The 15,538-nt window shown below is 64.6% G+C and carries 15 protein-coding genes; 4 read left to right on the top strand and 11 right to left on the bottom strand.

The genetic code is table 11. The annotated features are described in order from the left end of the window. Positions 1-2: 2 nt before the first annotated feature. Positions 3-1,868: an ABC transporter ATP-binding protein gene (locus ACFORG_RS21070; protein ID WP_386737548.1), complete on the top strand. Its 1,866-nt coding sequence runs from the start codon at positions 3-5 to the stop codon at positions 1,866-1,868. Positions 1,869-1,950: 82 nt separating this feature from the next. Here ACFORG_RS21070 and eda read toward each other — a convergent pair whose 3' ends face one another. From eda to ACFORG_RS21045, 5 genes are all read right to left on the bottom strand, one after another. Further along, positions 1,951-2,583, bottom strand: a complete 633-nt coding sequence (eda, locus tag ACFORG_RS21065) for a bifunctional 4-hydroxy-2-oxoglutarate aldolase/2-dehydro-3-deoxy-phosphogluconate aldolase (RefSeq protein WP_386737547.1) — start codon at positions 2,581-2,583, stop codon at positions 1,951-1,953. Next, the gene (gene edd / locus ACFORG_RS21060) at positions 2,580-4,391 is read right to left on the bottom strand and encodes a phosphogluconate dehydratase (RefSeq protein ID WP_386737546.1); all 1,812 of its coding nucleotides are present in this window, start codon (positions 4,389-4,391) and stop codon (positions 2,580-2,582) included. The genes eda and edd overlap by 4 nt, the downstream gene beginning before the upstream one ends. 1 nt (position 4,392) lies before the next feature. After that, entirely contained in the window at positions 4,393-5,844 is a 1,452-nt protein-coding gene (gene zwf / locus ACFORG_RS21055) for a glucose-6-phosphate dehydrogenase (RefSeq protein ID WP_386737545.1), read from the bottom strand. A gap of 434 nt (positions 5,845-6,278) precedes the next feature. Then, positions 6,279-8,522 carry a phosphoenolpyruvate--protein phosphotransferase gene (gene ptsP, locus ACFORG_RS21050; protein ID WP_386737544.1) on the bottom strand — a complete coding sequence of 748 codons (2,244 nt, stop codon included), beginning with the start codon at positions 8,520-8,522 and terminating at the stop codon, positions 6,279-6,281. A 45-nt stretch (positions 8,523-8,567) separates the two neighbouring features. Beyond that, positions 8,568-9,806 (bottom strand): aspartate kinase, encoded by a 1,239-nt coding sequence (locus ACFORG_RS21045; RefSeq protein ID WP_386737543.1) that lies wholly within the window; start codon positions 9,804-9,806, stop codon positions 8,568-8,570. 153 nt (positions 9,807-9,959) lie between these two features. On the opposite strand from ACFORG_RS21045, the gene ACFORG_RS21040 reads away from it, so the two are divergent. Further along, a complete protein-coding gene (locus ACFORG_RS21040; RefSeq protein ID WP_386737542.1) occupies positions 9,960-10,313 on the top strand; it encodes a hypothetical protein in 354 nt (117 codons plus the stop codon). Here ACFORG_RS21040 and ACFORG_RS21035 read toward each other — a convergent pair. The 4 genes from ACFORG_RS21035 to ACFORG_RS21020 all read right to left on the bottom strand — a co-directional run bounded on the left by ACFORG_RS21035 (position 10,310) and on the right by ACFORG_RS21020 (position 12,792). Further along, a complete protein-coding gene (locus tag ACFORG_RS21035; protein WP_386737541.1) occupies positions 10,310-10,948 on the bottom strand; it encodes an SDR family NAD(P)-dependent oxidoreductase in 639 nt (212 codons plus the stop codon). The genes ACFORG_RS21040 and ACFORG_RS21035 overlap by 4 nt on opposite strands. Beyond that, the gene (locus ACFORG_RS21030) at positions 10,948-11,397 is read right to left on the bottom strand and encodes a DUF1178 family protein (RefSeq protein WP_386737540.1); all 450 of its coding nucleotides are present in this window, start codon (positions 11,395-11,397) and stop codon (positions 10,948-10,950) included. Before ACFORG_RS21030 ends, ACFORG_RS21035 begins: the two co-directional genes overlap by 1 nt. 63 nt (positions 11,398-11,460) lie before the next feature. Beyond that, complete coding sequence (locus tag ACFORG_RS21025; RefSeq protein ID WP_386737539.1) at positions 11,461-12,237, bottom strand: EcsC family protein; 777 nt, start codon at positions 12,235-12,237, stop codon at positions 11,461-11,463. Between the two features lie 63 nt (positions 12,238-12,300). Beyond that, a complete protein-coding gene (locus ACFORG_RS21020; protein ID WP_386737538.1) occupies positions 12,301-12,792 on the bottom strand; it encodes a GNAT family N-acetyltransferase in 492 nt (163 codons plus the stop codon). 94 nt (positions 12,793-12,886) lie between these two features. Between ACFORG_RS21020 and ACFORG_RS21015 the strand changes: the two genes are divergently transcribed. Then, positions 12,887-13,492 carry a flavin reductase family protein gene (locus tag ACFORG_RS21015; protein WP_386737537.1) on the top strand — a complete coding sequence of 202 codons (606 nt, stop codon included), beginning with the start codon at positions 12,887-12,889 and terminating at the stop codon, positions 13,490-13,492. Then, entirely contained in the window at positions 13,492-14,112 is a 621-nt protein-coding gene (locus ACFORG_RS21010) for a CatB-related O-acetyltransferase (RefSeq protein ID WP_386737536.1), read from the top strand. Before ACFORG_RS21015 ends, ACFORG_RS21010 begins: the two co-directional genes overlap by 1 nt. A gap of 3 nt (positions 14,113-14,115) precedes the next feature. Here ACFORG_RS21010 and ACFORG_RS21005 read toward each other — a convergent pair whose 3' ends face one another. Further along, positions 14,116-14,928, bottom strand: a complete 813-nt coding sequence (locus ACFORG_RS21005) for an alpha/beta fold hydrolase (RefSeq protein WP_386737535.1) — start codon at positions 14,926-14,928, stop codon at positions 14,116-14,118. Then, positions 14,925-15,527 (bottom strand): 2-hydroxychromene-2-carboxylate isomerase, encoded by a 603-nt coding sequence (locus tag ACFORG_RS21000; protein ID WP_386737533.1) that lies wholly within the window; start codon positions 15,525-15,527, stop codon positions 14,925-14,927. The genes ACFORG_RS21005 and ACFORG_RS21000 overlap by 4 nt, the downstream gene beginning before the upstream one ends. Positions 15,528-15,538 lie beyond the last annotated feature (11 nt).

Genomic DNA, 15,538 nt, shown 5'->3' with positions numbered 1-15,538 from the left:
CCATGAGCGCGAAACCAAAATCCTCGGCCGAACTTGTAGGCTGGCTCTGGCGGCACTACCTGCGCCAGCACATGGGCCTTCTGGGCATCGCGGTGATCTTCATGCTGATCGAAGGCTCGATGGTGGGCGCGGTCAGCTACATGATGCAGCCAATGTTCGACGAGATCTTCGTCGAGGGCAATTCCGGCGCCCTGGGCTGGGTGAGCATCACCTTTTTCGCCATCTTCGCCATCCGCGGGCTGGCAGGCGTGGTGCAGAAGGTCACGCTTGCCAACATCTCGCAGAAAACGGCGGCGCATCTGCGGCTCGACCTTTTGAACCGTCTGATCCGACAGGACACGTCGTTCCACAAGGACCACCCGCCCGGCTTCCTGATCCAGCGGGTGCAAAGCGATGTCACCGCCGTGAACCAAGTCTGGCAGGTCATCATCACCGGCGCCGGGCGCGACCTGATTTCGCTTGTTGCGCTGATCGGCGTGGCGATCAGCGTCGACCTCGTCTGGACGGCGATCATGCTGATCGGCGTTCCGCTGGCCTTTCTGCCCATCGGCATGGCGCAGCGCTATGTCCGCAAGAAGGCAAGTTCGGCCCGCGATCTTGGCGCGACTCTGGCGACCCGACTTGACGAGATCTTTCACGGGATCGTTCCAATCAAGCTCAACAGCCTCGAGCGGTACCAGTCGGACCGCTTCAAGGGCCATATGGATTTCTTTGTCCGGTCCGAAGTGCGCGCCTCGTTCGGGACGGCCTCGATCACCGGCCTGATCGACGTGATGGCGGGGCTGGGCTTCATGGGCGTGCTGCTCTACGGCGGGGCCGAGATCATCTCGGGCGAAAAGACAGTGGGCCAGTTCATGAGCTTCTTCACCGCCATCGGCCTCGCTTTCGACCCGATGCGGCGGCTCGCCTCGATCTCGGGCACGTGGCAGGTGGCCGCGGCCGCGCTGGAACGCATCAAGGAGCTCCTCGACGCGCCCATCCTGCTCTTGTCACCCACCGATCCGGTCCCCGCCCCCGAGGGCAAGCCCGATATCGACCTGCGCGACGTGCGCCTTGATTATGGCGATGCCAAGGTCCTTCGCGGGCTGACGCTGCATGCCGAGGCGGGCAAGACCACCGCCCTCGTTGGCGCGTCGGGCGCCGGGAAATCCACGGTCTTCAACCTCTTGACGCGCCTTGTCGATCCGCAGGATGGCGCGGTGGAACTGTCGGGCGTACCGGTGAACCGGATCGCGCTGGACGAGCTGCGCGATCTGTACTCGGTGGTCACGCAGGATGCGCTGCTCTTCGACGAAACGCTGCGCGAGAACATCCTGCTGGGGCGCGACGACGTCTCGGACGCGGAGCTTCAAACGGTACTGGACGCGGCCCATGTCAGCGATTTCCTCCCCAAGCTCGAGCATGGCATCGAGACACGGGTCGGCCCACGCGGCTCGGCCCTGTCAGGCGGGCAACGGCAACGCGTGGTGATCGCGCGGGCGCTTTTGCGTGACACGCCGATCCTGCTGCTGGACGAGGCGACCTCGGCACTCGACGCGCAGTCGGAAAAGGTGGTTCAAGCCGCGCTCGACCGGCTGTCGGGCGGACGCACGACCCTCGTGATCGCGCACCGTCTGTCGACCATTCGCAGCGCCGACAAGATCGTCGTGATGGATCGCGGCGCCGTTGTCGATGAAGGCACCCATGAAGAGCTTCTGGCCCGAGGCGGAATCTACGCCGATCTCTACCGGCTGCAGTTCCAGGACGGGCTCGAGGTCGTCGACCGCTCGGGCATCGCGGCGATGGCGTCGAAGGGCAAGACACCGCTGAACGGCGCTGGCACGACCCTTGGCTGGCTGGGCCGGCTGCGCGCACGGCTCTTGGGCTAGGCGCCGCCGCCCCCCTTCCTCTTGCCGAAAATATCCTCGGGGGGGCGCCGAAGGCGCGGGGGGCAGACAGCCCCCCTCGGCGTCAACCGGTCAGCGCCGCGGCCTCCCGGGCCAGCGCCTCGATCCCGTGCCAGTCGCCCGCCTCGACCATCGAAGAGGGTGCGACCCAACTGCCACCGGCGCAAATCACGTTGGACAGCGACAGGTAACCGGCCGCATTGGCGACCGACACGCCGCCGGTAGGGCAGAACCCGATCTGCGGCAAGGGCGCACCGATGGCCTTGAGTGCTGGCGCGCCGCCGGCTGCCTCGGCGGGAAAGAATTTCAGCATGTCATATCCGCGCGCCAACAGGCGCATCGCCTCGCTCGCCGTGGCCGCCCCGGGCAAGAGCGGCAAGCCCTCGGCCTCGCATGCGTCAAGCAACGCGTCCGTCGCACCCGGGGACACGCCGAACCGGGCTCCTGCCTCCTTGGCGGCGCGTACGTCGTCCGGCGTGACGAGGGTACCCGCGCCGACGACCCCGCCCGGCACCCCAGCCATCGCGCGGATGGCGTCGAGCGCCGCAGGCGTGCGGAGCGTAACCTCGAGCACGGGCAGACCGCCCGCGACCAGCGCCTCGGCCAACGGGCGCGCCTGTACGGCGTTCCGGACGGTCAGGACCGGGATGATGGGCGCGCGCGCGCAGAGTTCTCGCGTATACGCAGACCGGCTCATAAAGCACCCCCGAACAGGCTGGCGCCGCTGTCCGCCCCGCCGACGGCGGCCCGGAACGGCGCAAAAAGCTCGCGCCCCAGGCCATACCCGTTCGCGGCGAGGTCGGGATGGCAAATTGCCCGCTCGGCCACGCCCTCGGTGACGATCTCGAGCAGGCCCGCCTCGGCATCGACGCGCAGGATGTCGCCGTCGCGCAACTGCGCGATCGGCCCCCCTTCCAGAGCCTCAGGGCAGACATGGATCGCGGCCGGAACCTTGCCCGACGCGCCGGACATGCGGCCATCGGTGACCAGCGCGACCTTCTGCCCGCGCCCCTGCAGGATCGACAGGACGGGTGTCAGGCTGTGCAGTTCGGGCATCCCGTTGGCCTTTGGCCCCTGGTAGCGGACCACAACGATGACGTCGCCGGTCAGCTCGCCGGCCTTGAAGGCGGCTTTTACGGCCTGCTGATCCTCGAACACGCGAACGGGTGCCTCGATCACGCGGTGTTCGGGAGCGACGGCCGAGATCTTCATCACGCCATGACCCAGGGAACCGGTGAGCCGCGACAGCCCGCCGGTGGGCTGGAACGGATCGCTTGCAGGGCGCAGGATCCTTTCGTTCAGACTGCGTTCGGTTCCATCGTGCCACTCCAGCCGGCCATCGATCAGTTTGGGCTCTTGCGTGTAGGCGTCGAGCCCGCCGCCCGCGACAGTACAGGTATCGGCATGCAACAAGCCAGCCTCGAGCAGCGTGCGGATCGTGTAGCCCAGCCCGCCGGCGGCATGGAAATGGTTCACGTCGGCCAACCCGTTGGGATAGACCCGCGCCACCAGCGGCACCACTGCGGAGAGGTCCGAGAAATCCTGCCAGTCCAGCAGGATGCCCCCTGCCCGGGCCATGGCAACAAGGTGGATCAGCAGGTTGGTCGAACCGCCCGTCGCCATCAGCCCGACGATGCCGTTGGCATAGGCTTTCTCGTCCAGCACATGGGCGACGGGTGTGTAGTCCTCCCCCAGAGCGCAAAGCTCCAGCGCGCGGCGGGCGCCGTGAACCGTCAGCGCATCGCGTAGTCCGGTATTGGGCGTTACGAAGGAGGCGCCGGGCAGGTGCAGGCCCATGAACTCCATCAGCATCTGGTTGGTATTGGCCGTGCCGTAGAAGGTGCAGGTGCCCGGGCCGTGATAGGCGGCCATCTCGGCCGCCATCAACTTGTCCCGACCCACTTCTCCGGCGGCGAATTGCTGGCGGACCTTGGCCTTTTCATCGTTCGACAGCCCGCTGGTCATCGGCCCCGCGGGCAGGAAGACCGCCGGCAGATGGCCAAACACCTGCGCCGCGATCACGAGGCCCGGCACGATCTTGTCGCACACGCCGAGGAACACGGCGGCATCGAATGTGTTGTGCGACAGGGCCACCCCGGCGGCCAGCGCGATCACGTCCCGCGAGAAGAGCGACAGTTCCATTCCCGGCTCACCCTGTGTGACCCCGTCGCACATGGCGGGCACGCCGCCCGCGACCTGCGCCGAACCGCCAGAAGCGCGCACGGCCTCGCGGATGAGGTGGGGGAACCGCTCGAAGGGCTGATGCGCCGAAAGCATGTCGTTATACGCCGTCACGATCCCAAGATGCCCGTGCGCGCCTGCGGCAAGGCGCGACTGGTCCTCTCCGGCACCGGCATAGGCATGTGCCTGCCCCGAGCAGGAAAGATGCGCCCGCGCGGGCCCCTGCCCGGCGGCGCGGTCCATCCGGTCAAGATAGGCGCGGCGCGAAGGGGCGCTGCGGTCGATGATGCGCGCGGTGACCTGTTCAAGTGTCGGGTGTACCATCCTATCCTCCGATCTGGCGCCAGCGGCGGTGGTCGCGATGCATGAGCATCAGCGCCTCTTCGGGCCCCGAGCTGCCCTGGTCGTAGGGCGCCGGTCGGTCGCGGCTGTCGTCGAAACGGGCGATGATCGGGTCGATCCAGGCCCAGGCGGCTTCGACCTCGTCGCCACGCATGAACAGGGTCTGATCGCCCCGGATCACGTCCATCAGCAGGCGCTCATAGGCGTCGGGCGCTTGCGCCTCTTCTCCCAGCGCGTCGGCAAAGCTCATGTCGAGCGAAACGCCGGCAAGGCGGAACCCGCCGGGGCCGGGATCCTTGATCGTCGTTTGCAGGCGTATCCCCTCGTCCGGTTGCAGCCGGATCGCCAGCACGTTGCCCTTGAGTGGGCCGGTACCCGGAAAGATCGTGTGCGGCGGATCCCGAAAGAACACCGCGATCTCGGATTCGCGCGCTCGCAGGCGTTTGCCCGTGCGCAGATAAAAGGGGGTGCCCGCCCAGCGCCAGTTCGCGACATGGACCTTCATTGCGACGAAGCTTTCGGTGCGGCTGTCGGGGTTGCCGACATGGTCGAGATAACCATCGCCGCCCGCCTTGGCCGCGTATTGACCTCGGGCGATATCCTCGGGCGGGACAGGATCGAGCGCTTCGATCACCTTGACCTTTTCATCGCGCACCGAGTTGGGAGTGAATTTCGCGGGCGGCTCCATCGCGGTCAGGCAAAGCAGCTGCATCAGGTGGTTCTGGACCATGTCGCGCATCGCTCCGGCGCGATCATAATAAGCTTCGCGCCCCTCGATCCCGAGGCTTTCGGCCACGGTGATTTGCACATGGTCGATATGGGTGGCGTTCCAGAGCGGTTCGAACAGCGAGTTGGCAAAGCGCAGCGCCATGAGGTTCTGTACCGTCTCTTTACCGAGATAGTGGTCGATCCGGTAAATCTGGTGCTCGGCAAAGGACGCGCGCAGCCCGGCATTGAGATCGCGCGCCGTGTCGAGATTTCGGCCAAAGGGTTTTTCGACCACGATACGGCTGTCCCGAGTGGCGAGGCCGTGGGCGTCGAGCTGTCGCGCGATACCGGCGAACAGGCTGGGCGCGACGGAGAGGTAGAAGGCGCGGACCACGTCGTTGCGCAGACAGCGCGTCAGATCGCTCCAGCCTGCCTCGCCTCCGACATCGATCGCCACGTAATCGAGCCGTTCGAGGAAGGCGGCGAGAGTTTCCTCGCGCTCGGGCGTGTCGGGGGCCACTTCGCGGATCGCTCTCGCCACATCGGCCCGGAACGCCTCGGCGCTCATCTCGCTGCGGGCCGATCCGATGATGCGTGCCGAGCCGGGCATCTGGCCGACAGCGAACCTGTGGAACAGACCCGGAAGGATCTTGCGCCGCGCAAGATCGCCGGTCGCACCGAACAGCACGAGATCGAAGGGTTCGACCGGAATGACGCGGGATACCATGGCAATCCCCCCTGTTTGATCGGAAACGCGGCGTTAGCGGTAACGCCGTTTTGGCGTTCTGTGTCTGATCCGTGCCGGGATTTCAACCCGATGGTGGACCGCTGGTGTCCGCTCCGTCAACGTCAGTGCGGTCTGTCGGGCCGCATTCCGTGCCGGGATCCGGTCGAACGGTGAATTTTCGGGCATGTCCTCCAGCTACGGGATATCTGAGGCGCAATGCGTGGTTTTCGCAATTATTGTGTAACTTATCCCCCGCCACGGAAAATAAATGTTCCAAAAATGAAAGTAGTTATGCTCAAGGAGTTCGGCCAACTACCTCGAACACCCTGTGGGTAAGGCTGGGGATATCTCTGGGAAGACTTCGAGCACTGTTCAAGACAGCGCCGGAACGCGTTGAATCCGGTCGGAAAACGGCATGCCGGGTCAAGGCGCGATCACGCCTGCTGACGCAGCCATTCCATCACGCTTGGGCGCACACTTTGGGCACCCCGGTGTCGCGCGTTCAGGATGATCTTGCGCAATTCGCCCAGATCCGCGCGCAGTAGCAGGCTCTTGACCGGCCCGATGGATGCAGGGCGCATCGACAGTGTCCGCATGCCCATTGCGGCGAGGCACATCGCCTCGACCGGGCGGCCGGCATCCTCGCCGCAGAAACTCAGCGGGGTGTCCGATATCGCGCAGCGTTCGACGATGCGCTCGATGAAGCTCAGGAAACTGACGTTCAGAGTATCATAGCGGCGGCGGACCAGTTCATTTTCCCTGTCAGCTGCAAAGAAGAACTGTTTGAGATCATTGCCGCCGATCGAGATGAAATCCACCTCTTCAAAGAACTTCTGCGGCGCGAATGCAAGCGATGGCGTTTCGAGCATCGCGCCCACCTTGAGCGTTTCGGGCAGCGGATGGCCCAGGCGCGTTTCGCGGGCGATGGCCTTGTCGACCTCGGCGCGGGCCGCCCTGTACTCTTCGAACTGGGCAACGAAGGGAAACATGATCGTCAGCGGCCGCCCGTTCGAGGCCCGGATCAGTGCCTGCAACTGCATCCGGAGAACGCCCGGCTTGTCGAGCCCGACGCGGATCGCCCGCCAGCCAAGTGCCGGGTTCGGTTCAGCGAGATGCTTCATGTAGGGCAGAACCTTGTCCGACCCGATATCGAGCGTGCGAAACACGACGGGCTTGCCCTTGGCCGCATCCATGACACGCGTGTATTGCGCGACCAGCTCGGATCGTTTCGGCATCTGGCTGCGGATCAGGAACTGCAACTCGGTCCTGAACAGTCCCACGCCTTCGGCCCCGGAATGTTCGAGCGAAGGCAGATCGGCCATCAGCCCGGCATTCATGACCAGTGAAATCGTATGACCATCGACAGTTACAGCGGGTTTCTCACGTATCGAGGCATAACGCTCCTGCGCCTTGGCCTGCATCGCGATCTTGTCGCGGAAGGCGGAGACGACGGTTTCCTCGGGGCGCAGGTGCACGATGCCCTGATCCCCATCTACAAGGATATGATCGCCGTTCAGCGCCTCGGTCGTGATGCGCGGGGCATGCACCACCAGCGGAATGGCCAGCGCCCGCGCCACGATGGCCGCGTGACTGCCGACCGACCCCTCTTCGAGCACGATACCCTTGAGAGACCGGCCATATTCGAGGAGGTCGCCGGGACCGATATTGCGCGCAACAAGGATGGGATCGGCCGGAAGTTCGGCGCCGGTACCGTTGCCCTGGCCGGTAAGGATGCGCAGAAGCCGGTTCGAAAGGTCGTCAAGGTCCGCGAGCCTTTCGCGCAGATATTGATCGGTGACCTGGCTCATGCGCGCGCGCGCGATGGATTGTTCTTTTTCCACGGCAGCCTCGGCGCTTAGACCGCGGGAAATGTCTTCCTCCATCCGGCGCATCCAGCCCTTGGAATTGGCGAACATCCGGTACGCTTCCAGCACCTGAAGCTGTTCATTGTCGCCACTGCGCGACATTTCCAGCATCCGGTCCACGCCCACACGCAATTCTTCGACCGCTTCCTGCAGGCGCTGAAGCTCGGCATGGGGATCGTCCGCGATCGGGTTCGTCACCACGACGCGCGGCTCGTGCAGCCAAACGTGACCTTCGGCCGAGCCTTCCTGTGCCGGCCCGCCGCGGATCAGGACCGATTGCTGGTGCAGCGGAGACAGCGCGGCCCCCTCGCCCACGAAAGCACCCAGTTCCGCCATTTCAGCAAGCACCATTGCCACGACTTCGAGTGCGTATACCTCGTCGGGCGAGTATTCCCGCGCAACGCGCGACTGTACGACCAGCACGCCAAGATTCTCGCCAAGGCGCTGGATCGGAATGCCGAGGAAAGAGGAGTAAATCTCCTCCCCCGTTTCGGGCATGTAACGAAACCCCTTGGCCTTGGGCGCATCGGGGGCGTTGATGACGTTGCCGTATTTCGCCACGCGGCCGACAAGCCCTTCGCCCATGCGCATACGGGTCTGGTGGACCGCTTCGGGATTCAGCCCCTCGGTCGCGCACAGCTCCAGCGTATCGGCGTCGCGGAACAGGTAGACCGAGCAGACCTCGGTCCCCATGCTGTCGGCGATCAGATGCGTGATGCGGTCAAGACGGGTCTGGCCGGCTTCTTCTCCGGCCATCACCTCGCGCAGCCGCATCAGCAGCTTTCGTGATTCCGTTTCGGTGCCGTCGGCCATTTATCCTGCCTGCGTGTGGTATCAGGCGCCTTGCGGGTGTTCCGATCAGGACGCCTTGTCCAGTTCAAAGGCATCATGCAGCGCCTGAACCGCAAGTTCCATGTATTTCCGGTCGATGAGAACGGAAATTTTTATCTCGGAGGTTGTGATGACCTTGATGTTGATACCCTCTTGCGAGAGCACCTGGAACATTCTGGCGGCAACGCCGGACTGCGACCGCATGCCGATGCCCACGACCGAAACCTTGCAGACATCGTAATCGATCAGCACGTCCTCGAATTCCAGCTCGCCTTTTTCGGCGGCGTCGCGCATCGCCCGTTCGGCCCGCGTTACCTGATCGGTCGGGCAGGAGAAGGTCATGTCGGTGATCCCCTCCTCGGACACGTTCTGCACGATCATGTCGACATTGACGCCCGCATCGCTGAGGCCGGTAAAGATCGTGGCGGCCACGCCGGGGCGGTCAAGTACCGACACGACGGTCATCTTGGCCTCGTCGCGCGAAAAGGCCACACCCGAGACAACGTTCGATTCCATGATTTCCTCCTCGTCGACGACCAGCGTACCTGCCGTGTCGGACTGTTCCTCGAAGCTCGACAGCACGCGCAGCTTCACCTTGTATCGCATGGCCAGCTCGACCGAGCGGGTCTGGAGCACCTTGGCCCCGAGCGAGGCAAGTTCCAGCATTTCCTCGAAAGAGATATTTTCGAGCTTGCGGGCCTTTTCACACACGCGCGGGTCGGTCGTGTAGACACCATCGACATCCGTATAGATGTCGCAGCGTTCAGCCTGAAACGCGGCTGCAAAAGCCACGGCGGTCGTGTCCGAGCCCCCCCTGCCCAGCGTTGTGATCCGTCCCTCGGGGCTGAGCCCCTGGAAGCCCGCGACCACGGCCACGCGCATGCCCTCGCCGAATTTCTGGCTGATATTGGTGGTCGGAATATCCTCGATCCGGGCGGCGGAATGGGCCGATGTCGTCAGAAGCGGCACCTGCCAGCCCTGCCAACTGCGCGCGGGCACGCCCATTTCCTGAAGCGTCAGCGCCATCAGGCCGGCGGTCACGTTCTCGCCCGAAGAGACGACGGCGTCATATTCGCGCGCATCGAAGAAGGGCGAGGTTTCGTTCACCCAGCCGACGAGTTCATTGGTCTTGCCCGCCATGGCCGAGACGATGACGATCACGTCATAGCCCTTGGCCACTTCGACGCCGATGCGCTTGGCCGCGCGGCGGATGCGGTCGAGATTGGCGACCGAGGTGCCGCCGAATTTCATCACGAGTACGGGCATGGGCCAGGGGTCTCCGTGCCATGGTCTTTGGTCCACGGCGTCTTATGCGTTGGGTTTGCATCGCGCAAGTGGACAAAAGGGGCCGCTTGACGCTTAACTGGCCCCGACACGGGCGATTTCGCCTGCCCGGTCTTTCAGGAAGGGTTCATTTCGATGTTGCGCATTGCCTTACTCATGGTTCTGACCGCCGGCCCCGCACTGGCGCAGACGGCAACCGTCTCCGGCACGGATGGGCGGAATGCCTTGGGCACAGTGCCCTGTACCGCGATAGCCGGAGCGGCGTTGCGGGATTGCCCGGCGGAACTGGTGCACAAGGACAATGGCGACGCGACGCTGTCGGTGGCGCTGCCGGGCGGCGAGATACGCCGCATCTATTTCTCGGATGGCAAGGCCACCTCTTCCAGCGCGACCGCAGCGATGACCAGCGAAGTGCAGGGCGACATGATGGTGATCTTCATCGATCCCGGCGAAACCTATCGCGTGCCTGCTGCCGCCGTCGCGCCCTAGAAAGGGTGCGGGCGGCCGTCCCATGTCTCGAAACAGCCTGTCGTATCCAACGACAAGGCTGCAAAGCGTTCTATCAGCCCTGCGGCGGCCTCGCCCTCTGCGATCTCGGCGGTCTGACCGCCCATGTCGGTGCGTACCCATCCCGGATGGTAAATACCCACAGCGATCCCCTCGCCCGCAAGATCACTGGCGAGGTTCCGGCCGAAGTTGAGCGCGGCGGCCTTGGACGCGCGGTAGACATAGCTGCCGCCCGGAGCCCGCGTATCCGAGCCCATCTGCGACGAGATGATAGCGATCTTGCCGCCCGCGGCCCGTACATTCGGCAACAGGGACTGCACCGTCAGGAACACACCCGTGACGTTCACGGCAAAGGTGTCGGCCCAGACCTGCGGCGTGTAACCCTCGATCGTCTGCGCCTTGTCGAGGTAAACGCCCGCATTGCACACCAGAAGGTCGATTGCCTGGCCGGAAAGCGCATCGGCCAGATGGCGGTGCTGATCGGGATCGGTCACGTCCAGCACCGCGTCGGCGCTTTTGTCGCGCGCGGTTGCGATCACGTCATGGCCAGCCTGCCGGTAGCGATCCGCCAGCGCCTTGCCGATTCCGCGATTCGCGCCGGTAATCAGAACGCGCATCAGTTCGACTTGCGATTTGGCATGAAGGGCAAGGGCGCGACGGGCACACCTTCGTCCAGCAGCGCCTTGGCCTCTTCGGCGCGCGCCTCGCCATAAATCGACCGTTCGGGCGCCTCACCCAGGTGCATGCGCCGCGCTTCGGCCGCGAAATCGCCACCCACGTAATCCGCATTCTTCTCGACATGGCGGCGCATCCGCGCAATCGCCTGCTCAAGAGGGGTTTCCGTGCGGGACAGGCTCCCCTTTTCAGGCAGGTCCCCTTTGCCCTCTCCCTGCGACCGGGTCGCAGAGCTGACCCGCGGGGTCATGATGGCTTTTTCCACGTCGGTCCCACCGCAAATCGCACAAGACACCATGTCCGCGCGCAACAGCTTGTCGAACGCCTCGGCAGACTGAAACCAGCTGTCGAACGTGTGACCTTCACTGCATTTGAGCGCGTATTGAATCATGTCCAGTCAACTTTAAGGCAACTAGGCGGTATTCGGAAATACATATCGGTCAGGACGTTAATATCAAGTGGCCTTCGACTTGGCCGCCTCGAGTCTTTGCATCCTTTGCGCAAGGTCACGCACCAGCCTGTCGCGCGGGATGTCGGCATCCATCGACAGCCGCCGCAAGCCGAAATGCACATGCGCAACCTGCTGGTAGTAGCGGGCATAGAGGAAATTCGTTCCCGCACCCGTCACCGCCCCCATCACCGGAACCGCCTGCGCCGCAAGTTTCTGGCCCAGAACACGAGCAAGTCGTGGTGTCACGAAGGAGATCAGCCGCTGCATCGAGTTTCCGGTCAGCGCCACCCGTGCCGAGAGAAAACCCAGATCCGCGCCATCATCCTCCTCGAGCGGGCCGGCGGAGGAGAACACGCGCACGCTGTCGAACTGCACGTTACGCTCGGACGGGTCAAAGCCGTTCTCGGCCGCAACGCCCTGGATCGCGCGCAGCAGTAGCGTGGTCGTGGCCGGAAGTTCCCACAGGGCGGTGGACAATCCACCGAAACCGCCAGCCGCGCCCATCGCGGTGGACAGCGCGGTATTAACCCATTCCCTTTGATCCGGGACGGCCCGGCGTGATCCTTGCGCCGCGCGGACAGCCACGTGCAGCGCCTGTTCGGTTCCCATTTCCAGCCCTGCGCGAACCGGATCGGGCAGCCTTTCCAGCAAGCCTTCAGCCTGCCCGCCGATCCGGTTCAACAGCTTGATGCCCTCGCCATTCGCGCGGTGGTAATGCGCGGCAAGGCGGTCAAGCTCGACCTCGGGATCAAGATCGTGGATCAGCTGAATGTCCTGCATGGCGACGCTCCTTTGTCCAAGGAAAAGATCGGCATGCAGGGGGCCCGTTTCAATGGGGCGTGCTCATCCCACGCGATTCCAGCGGGTCACTGGCCCGGTGATGCCCTGCCACGCGCCGGGAACAAGGTCGAGCCCGAGGATCCGGTCGGGGTTGGTGGGTGGCGGCATCTCGACCCCCTCCAGCCGGGTAAAACCGAACCGCTGGTAATAAGGCGCATCCCCAACCAGCATCACCCTGTTCCACCCCTTTTCGCGGCCAGCTTCCAGCCCCGCGCGGATTAGGTAGCCGCCCAGCCCCTCGCCCTGGTGGGTCGGGTGAACGGCAATCGGCCCCAGCAACAGGGCATCGGCGGTGCCGACATGGACCGGCCAGAACCGGATCGCGCCCGCGACGATCCCGTCCTCGCGCACGATCTGGCTCAACCCCCTTACGGGCGGGATGTGGTCGCGCAGGCGATAGGAGCTGAGCGCCTCGCGCCCCGGCGCGAAACACAGGTCGTAAAGCGCCTCCACTTCCCACCAATCGGCGGCCTCTTCGGGCCTGATCTCGAACACCTGCGCGCCTGCCTCGTTGATTAAACGGTGGAATTCGCCCTAGCACTTCGCTACGCCATGGGCAAACGTGCAAAACGACCAACCGGAGAGAGTGATGTTCTACCGCCCCGAGGACGGCCACGGATTGCCGCATAACCCGTTCAACGCGCTGATCACGCCGCGGCCCATCGGCTGGATCTCGACCCGCGGGGCGGATGGCGTGAACAACCTTGCGCCATATTCCTTTTTCAACGGGGTCGCGTATGTCCCGCCGCAGGTCATGTTCGCCTCGACCGGGGCCAAGCCGGACCAGGACAACACCAAGGACAGCATGGCCAATGTCGAGGCCAGCGGCGTGTTCTGCGTCAACATCGTGGAATACGCGATGCGCGACGCCATGAATGCATCCTGCGAGACGCTGCCCAAGGGGGTGGACGAGTTCGAACATGCGGGCCTGACCGCCGTGGAGTGCGAAACCATCCCCTGCCCCCGGATCGCGGGCGTCCCCGCTGCATTGGAATGCAAGCTGACGAAGATCGTCGATCTGCCCGGCGAAGCGAACCGCGCGGCATTTGGCGAGGTGATCGGCATTCACCTGCGCGATGATTGCCTGAGAGACGGGATTTTCGACGTCACCACGTTCCAGCCGCTCGCGCGGCTCGGCTATCGCGATTACAGCCGGGTGACCGACCTCTTCTCGCTGGCGCGGCCCGACGACTGATGCCGTTGCCCGATCCGTCCCGCGCGTATCCCGTCACGCTTCCCGATGGCAGCACGCACAAAGGGACCGCGTTTCTGAACCGGGTCATCGACCATCCGCGTTTCTTGGCGGGCGATTACAGCTATGCCTCGGATTTCGATCCGCCGCAGGACTGGGCGAACCGTTTGGCACCCTATCTATTTCCGTTTTCCAAGGAGCGGCTGGTGCTCGGCAAGTTCTGCCAGATCGCGCATGGCGTGCGGTTCATCACCTCGTCGGCCAATCACGCGATGGACGGGGTCAGCTGTTTCCCCTTTCCGGTGTTCGACCCCGAGCGGATGGACGGGTACCAGCCCGACACGCGTGACACGGTCGTGGGCCATGACGTCTGGTTCGGATATGGCGCGATGGTCTTGCCCGGTGCACGGATCGGCACAGGCGCCATCATCGGCGCAGGCGCCGTGGTCAGGGGCGAGGTTCCGCCTTATGCCATCGTCACCGGCAATCCGGGACATGTGGCCCGGTTCCGGTTCGACCCCGACCGGATCGCAGCGCTGCTGGAGGCCGCGTGGTGGGATTGGCCGGTCGAGCGCCTGTCAGACGCGTTGCCGGCGCTGATGAAGGGCGATCTGCCCGGCTGACCCCTAATGCGACCGGGACCACAGCGCGCGGATATGTGCCGCGACCGGCTCGGGATGCGTGATCGGCACCATGTGTCCTGCGCCCTCGATCACCTCGGATCGGGCATCGGGCAGTCGGCGGGCCAGACCTTCGTTGATCGTCTTGATAACCGGATGGGTCAGATCGCCGCGCAGCAACAGGACAGGCATCGTCACACGGTCGAGGACACCGGGCGCAAGCAACCCGGCAGAATCCTCGAATAGCGGTCTGTCGCAGGCCGGTACGACCGGGATCGAGCGGATCATCGCGTCGCGCGTCGCCTCGGGCAGTTGCGGCCAGCGCGGGCTGTCATCCGTGCTCCACATCCGGTTGAAAAGGCGGGCGGCCAGCGCGAAATCGCCCTGCTCCCACGCCTCGAAAAACGGGCTGGCATCGCGGCCATGCTGGGCCAGAACCTCGGGCGCGTCCAGCTCGGCCACCTTGAAGAAGACCGGCTCCGCCAGTGTCAGGCTGCGCACCAGTTCCGGATGCCTCACCGCAAGCCGAAGGGCGACCGTCGCGCCAAAGGAATGACCGACGACATCCATCGGCCCGGTCAACAGGGTTTCGGCGGCCTCTAGGTTGCGTTCCTGGAATTCGCCCTGCCCGTCCCAATCGGGACTGCGGCCATGATGCAGCATGTCAAACGCGGTGAATTGCGCCTCGGGCAACTGTCCGGCCAGACCGCGCCACGCACCGCCATGGGCCAGCGTGCAATGGATTGCCAGCACCTTGCGCGGACCGTCGCCCATGTGCCGGACATGGACGGGTTGCGGCAGCGACACGATATCCTTCACCCGCGCATCCCCGCGAGATGTGCGTCGAGGTCTTCCAGCCGGTCCTGCCCCCAGAAACGCTGGTCGTCGGGCGTGATGTAGAAGGGCGCGCCGAAGACCCCGCGCTCGACCGCCTCTTCGAGGTTCGCGGCGTAGGTTTCGGCACCGACGAGCAGCCCGCTATCGACAAGGCCGGGATCGAAGCCCGCGCCCTGCAGACAGTCACGGATGACCGCGTCGTCGGCCACGTCCTTCTCCTCGGCCCAGCAGGCACGCAGGATCGAATGGCAGAGTTTGCCCAGATCGCCGCCGCCTGCCTTTTGCGCGGCAATGATCGCGTAAGAGGACGGCGCCATGTTGGTCGGGAAATGCGCAGGCTTCAGGTTGAATTCCATGCCCAGCTTGCGCGCCTGCCGCGTCAGCTCCTGCGCGCGGTATTCCTGCCGCGACACGTGGCGCTGCGCCGGCGGAATCCCGCCCGTGCGGCCAAACAGCGCCAGCAGATCGACCGGCTTGTAGGTGATGGTGGCACCGTGTTTGGCCGCGATCTCCTCCAGCCGGGTGCCGGCAAGATAGGCATAAGGTGAAATCGTTCCGAAATAATAGTCGATAGCAACCATGTGCCTTTTCC

It is taken from the genome of Lutimaribacter marinistellae (assembly GCF_042648365.1).
GTDB classification, from domain to species: Bacteria; Pseudomonadota; Alphaproteobacteria; order Rhodobacterales; family Rhodobacteraceae; genus Lutimaribacter_A; species Lutimaribacter_A marinistellae.
The sequence above is the reverse complement of the archived record's forward strand: the minus strand, read 5'-3'. Positions and strand labels throughout refer to the sequence as shown.

Bases quoted from the DNA above. Each gene is read 5' to 3' on its own strand.
- ACFORG_RS21030 (WP_386737540.1), bottom strand. From the start codon at position 11,397: ATGATTCAATACGCGCTCAAATGCAGTGAAGGTCACACGTTCGACAGC.
- ACFORG_RS21070 (WP_386737548.1), top strand. From the start codon at position 3: ATGAGCGCGAAACCAAAATCCTCGGCCGAACTTGTAGGCTGGCTCTGG.
- ACFORG_RS21025 (WP_386737539.1), bottom strand. From the start codon at position 12,237: ATGCAGGACATTCAGCTGATCCACGATCTTGATCCCGAGGTCGAGCTT.
- eda (WP_386737547.1), bottom strand. From the start codon at position 2,583: ATGAGCCGGTCTGCGTATACGCGAGAACTCTGCGCGCGCGCGCCCATC.
- ACFORG_RS21035 (WP_386737541.1), bottom strand. From the start codon at position 10,948: ATGCGCGTTCTGATTACCGGCGCGAATCGCGGAATCGGCAAGGCGCTG.
- ACFORG_RS21000 (WP_386737533.1), bottom strand. From the start codon at position 15,527: ATGGTTGCTATCGACTATTATTTCGGAACGATTTCACCTTATGCCTAT.
- ACFORG_RS21045 (WP_386737543.1), bottom strand. From the start codon at position 9,806: ATGCCCGTACTCGTGATGAAATTCGGCGGCACCTCGGTCGCCAATCTC.
- ACFORG_RS21010 (WP_386737536.1), top strand. From the start codon at position 13,492: ATGCCGTTGCCCGATCCGTCCCGCGCGTATCCCGTCACGCTTCCCGAT.
- edd (WP_386737546.1), bottom strand. From the start codon at position 4,391: ATGGTACACCCGACACTTGAACAGGTCACCGCGCGCATCATCGACCGC.
- zwf (WP_386737545.1), bottom strand. From the start codon at position 5,844: ATGGTATCCCGCGTCATTCCGGTCGAACCCTTCGATCTCGTGCTGTTC.
- ptsP (WP_386737544.1), bottom strand. From the start codon at position 8,522: ATGGCCGACGGCACCGAAACGGAATCACGAAAGCTGCTGATGCGGCTG.
- ACFORG_RS21040 (WP_386737542.1), top strand. From the start codon at position 9,960: ATGTTGCGCATTGCCTTACTCATGGTTCTGACCGCCGGCCCCGCACTG.
- ACFORG_RS21015 (WP_386737537.1), top strand. From the start codon at position 12,887: ATGTTCTACCGCCCCGAGGACGGCCACGGATTGCCGCATAACCCGTTC.